Raw genomic sequence first — 4,497 nt, 5'->3', positions numbered from 1 at the left:
GGCTTGGGTAGGCTTTTTAATCACTCCCATTATTGCCAACTGCAACCTACGTTAAGCAAAATGGAGCCGTTTCGTTCATTATGACTAAACTGCCAATTAGTTGAATAAAAAAAATCAAAAATCTACTCTAACGCAGCCAAAAAAATAAAGTAAGATCGAGTGAGCGATTCCATTCCAAAGTAAAAATTAAATGTTTTTTCACATATCCAATCAACTAATCACATTTTTTTGATGCATATCTTAAATATTAAAAGAATAAAAGTAAAACTGTAGAAATAAATAAATGTACGATTTAGGCAGAACATTATTTACTTTTTATAAGAAAAGAACGTTTTTATTTTAAATTATAAAGGGGGGAGAAAAGGTGAGTTATATAGATTCATTGCTAGATCGACAAGTATTTGTACTTCTATCTGGAGATATAGGTTTTGAAGGTATTTTAACAGATGCAGGACAAGACATACTTGTATTATATAATGGTCAAAAATATTATTATATCCCTTGGATTCATGTTCATCGAGTACATTTATGTCAGCATATTAAGGATAAGATAGATACTCCTAACGAGCCTTCAATTGCAAATGAAATTGAATCAATTTCTTACAGGAAAGTTTTAACAAATGCGAGAGGGATCTTCTCGGAAATATATGTTACGGGGAATTTGACGTTTCATGGCTATATTACAAGCGTTTTAAGTGACTATATCGTTTTTTATTCACCAGTATTTAAAATGATGTATATTTCATTATCTCATCTAAAGTGGCTCTCACCTTATCATCAAAATGTAACACCTTATTCAATTGATAATGCAAACTTTCCGATTAATCCATCGAATATCTCCCCTGTGCGCTCATTTGAATCTCAATTAAAAAAAGAAGAAGGAAAACTAGTTATTTTTGATGGTGGGAATGATCCTATGAAAATTGGTTTGCTGAATACGATTGAAAATAGTGTAATTGAACTATCGGTCGCAAGTGGGGAAGTAGTTTATTTAAGACTTAACCATATTAAGTCAGTGCATTTGCCTTAAATAAATTTTAGTTTTTGGTTTATTATTAAACCGACAGATAAACAATTGTGGTGTGCTTTTGTTAAAAGAGATGCTCTTATTCTAGAGCTTCTCTTTTTTTATCTGTTTCTCTTATTATAATTAATCCGAATAAAAAATAATTTCTAGACTATATGATTAGAAAAATATAAATTAGATTAGATCATCCACAATATGTGATTTTCAATGTACTCTTTCTAAAGGCACCATTGGACATTTGTTACTATAGTTATTTATCTTTAGGGGACATTTGCATTATTTAGGTAAAACAACCATCTTCCATAAAATAATGAAATCATCTAAAACATCATTGTTATATTTGAATAATAATATATTAAATGGACAAGTTTCATTGGAAAATATTTTATAAGAAGGTGAGTTTTATGAATTTCGAAATTCTAATGAGTGCTTCTGTATTTCTATTAACGATGGCAGTCATATTTTGGAGACCAAAAGGAATAAATGAAGCGTGGCCTGCTGCATTTGGGGCAGTAATTATTTTAGTGACTGGGATCGTAACAAAAAGTAATTTAATCGATATTGTACACAAAATTGGTGAAGCTTCTATTACAATTATCGCAACGATTGTAATGGCGATTATTTTAGAAAGTTTTGGATTTTTCCATTGGTCTGCTGCTAGACTTGCAAGTTTAGCAAAAGGGTCAGGACGCAGATTATACTGGTATATCCAGCTTTTGTGCTTTTTAATGACATTACTCTTTAATAATGATGGCAGTATTTTAATTACAACTCCGATATTAATTCTCCTATTAAAAAATCTACGTTTAAAACCACATCAACAAATTCCATATCTTCTTAGCGGAGCATTAATTGCCACGGCTTCAAGTGCACCAATCGGTGTAAGTAATATCGTAAATCTAATCGCATTAAAAATTGTTCATATGACTCTTTATATGCACACAGCTATGATGTTTGTCCCTGCAAGTACAGGATTGCTATTTATGTCATGGCTAATGTACATGGTATTAAGAAATAAATTACCAAAACAATTGCCGGTGTCTACCGATGATATTGAAGAGTCATTTTTTATGAAAAATTTTCATCCTTTAAAAGGGAAAATGTCAGTAGAAACAAAACAAAAAAGAACAAAATTTATGTTAAAGGTATTGGGCTTTGTTTTCCTAATGCGCTGCTTATTATTTGTCGCTTCATTTTTAGGAATACCGATTCAATATGTAGCAGTTTTAGGTTCACTTGTCTTGTTAACTTGGAGATGGTATCACTTACGGACAAGCCCTGTTGATATCTTAAAAAAGACACCTTGGCATATTTTAGTCTTTGCTTTTTCGATGTATGTGATTATTTATGGTCTCCATAATGCTGGTTTAACTGCAGCTTTAGTAAAAATCTGTGAACCAATTGTAAATCAAGGCTTATTCCAAGCAAGCTTTATTATGGGAGGATTAGTTTCAATCCTATCTAATCTGTTTAATAATCATCCAGCTTTAATGGTTGGAACAATTACACTGACAGAAATGGGGCTTGATCCGATTACATTAAAGACGATTTATCTAGCTAATATTATCGGTAGTGACATTGGATCGTTATTACTTCCAGTAGGTACTTTAGCATCCCTAATTTGGATGCACATCTTAAAACAAAATAAAATTAAAGTTAAATGGAAGGATTATCTAAATGTATCATTAATTGTCATTCCATTAACAACAATCGTAACACTGTTTCTACTATATTATTGGGTTCAATTAGTTTTCGCCTAATAAACAATTTCAATCTACTAGAAAGAGGAGATGCAAGTGAGTGATGTACAATCATTAGTTGGAGAAAAAATTTATGTACAATTATCAGGTGGTAATTATTTTGAAGGAATACTAACAGATTATGGTAGAGATGTCCTTGTCTTGTACAACGGACAAAAATACTATTATATTCCATGGCTTCACGTTCACAGGGTAAGTCTTAGTAACAACTTTAAAGACAAAATAGATAAACCTACTGGACCTTCAATAGCAGAAGATATTGGAACGATCTCTTATCGTAAAATATTATCAAATGCAAAAGGAATATTTGCAGAGATTTATGTCACAGGTAATATCACATTTCATGGAAATATTATAAACGTATTAAGTGACTATATCGTGTTTTATTCACCAGTATTTAAAATGCTGTATATCCCTTTATCACATTTGAAATGGCTAACACCATACAATTATAATGCCAATCCCTATAACTCAAAAATCAATCTATTACCTGAAAATGCAAATATGTCATTTTCACGCTTGTTTGATACACAATTAAAAAAAGAAGAAGGAAAATTTGTCGTATTTGATGGGGCGATTGACCCAATGAAAATTGGAATACTCAAGAGTGTAGAGGAAGGTGTTATTGAATTAATTGTAGCAAGTGGAGAGGTCACTTTATTGAGGTTAAATCATATTAAGTCGTTTCATTTACCTTAGCTGACATGTTCTGAGAAAGATTTTTTGAGCTCGGGTTCACCCTTAAGAGCGTAAGCATTACATTTCAGTATTTTTATTAAATCGACCCTTGACGTTGTATGCGTTGAGGGTTTTTCTATTATCGGTCATGATTATAATTAAGTTAAAAAATTAAAGTAAAAATTGCACGGTATGCTGTTCTTGATACGAGAAGAAATGGTCTATTTGTAGCTAAAAACTTTAAACGAAAATTATGAATGAAGGCTGGGCAAGTTATTGGTATATAAGAATTATGCGAGAATTAAATCTTGATTCTAATGAAGCAATTGAGTACGCAAAGCTTAATGCAGGAGTAGTTCAGCCATCAAAAACAAGTATTAACCCGTATTATTTAGGACTCAGAATGTTTGAAGATATTGAATATCGATATAATAATCCAACAAAAGAAATGAAAGAATTAGGCGTTAAATCTGGCAGCGGAAGAGAAAAAATGTTTGAAGTACGTGAGTTAGAAACGGATAGTTCATTTATCCGAAACTATCTAACTAAAGAACTCGTAATGCGCGAAGATATGTATTTATTCCAGCGACAAGGTAAGGAGTATAAAGTCACTGATAAGGCATGGGAAAATGTAAGAGATCAACTTGTTGTTAGTAGGGTAAATGGCGGATTCCCATATATCGTTGTTCAAGAGGGCGATTACTTAAAAAATGGGGAGCTTTATTTGAAGCATTCCTATGAAAATATGGAACTTGATGTGAAGTATGTTGAAAAGGTAATGCCTTATATTCATCAATTGTGGGGCAGAGGAGTTCATTTGGAGACGAATATTGAGAATAAGTCTGTGTTGTTTAGTTATGATGGGAAGAATATTCATCGGAAGTATATTTGATTCTGAATTATGACATGACTTACTTTCCTGAGCTAACAGAAGAACAATATTAAGAAAATTTATTAAGCTTTTTTAAATTTTATCTGAAAATGTAATTTGAATACTATTATTACATTATTATACTACTGTCTCTTATACAC

At 31.5% G+C, this 4,497-nt stretch carries 3 protein-coding genes and 1 pseudogene; all 4 read left to right on the top strand.

Annotated elements, in window-relative coordinates; genetic code table 11:
- The first annotated feature begins 364 nt into the window (after window positions 1-364).
- Window positions 365-1,030, top strand: coding sequence for a hypothetical protein (locus tag ACFWM3_RS24875; RefSeq protein WP_056476510.1), 666 nt, complete (start codon window positions 365-367; stop codon window positions 1,028-1,030).
- Window positions 1,031-1,431: 401 nt separating this feature from the next.
- Window positions 1,432-2,787, top strand: a complete 1,356-nt coding sequence (locus ACFWM3_RS24870; protein WP_390313389.1) for an arsenic transporter — start codon at window positions 1,432-1,434, stop codon at window positions 2,785-2,787.
- Between the two features lie 36 nt (window positions 2,788-2,823).
- The gene (locus ACFWM3_RS24865; protein WP_390313387.1) at window positions 2,824-3,486 is read left to right on the top strand and encodes a DUF2642 domain-containing protein; all 663 of its coding nucleotides are present in this window, start codon (window positions 2,824-2,826) and stop codon (window positions 3,484-3,486) included.
- 223 nt (window positions 3,487-3,709) lie between these two features.
- Window positions 3,710-4,357, top strand: a pseudogene (locus ACFWM3_RS24860) (SpoVR family protein); the annotation flags it as partial.
- Between the last annotated feature and the right edge of the window lie 140 nt (window positions 4,358-4,497).

Source organism: Gottfriedia sp. NPDC058432, from assembly GCF_042721555.1.
Lineage (GTDB): Bacteria > Bacillota > Bacilli > Bacillales > Bacillaceae_G > Gottfriedia.
This window is presented reverse-complemented; position numbering and strand designations above follow the sequence as displayed.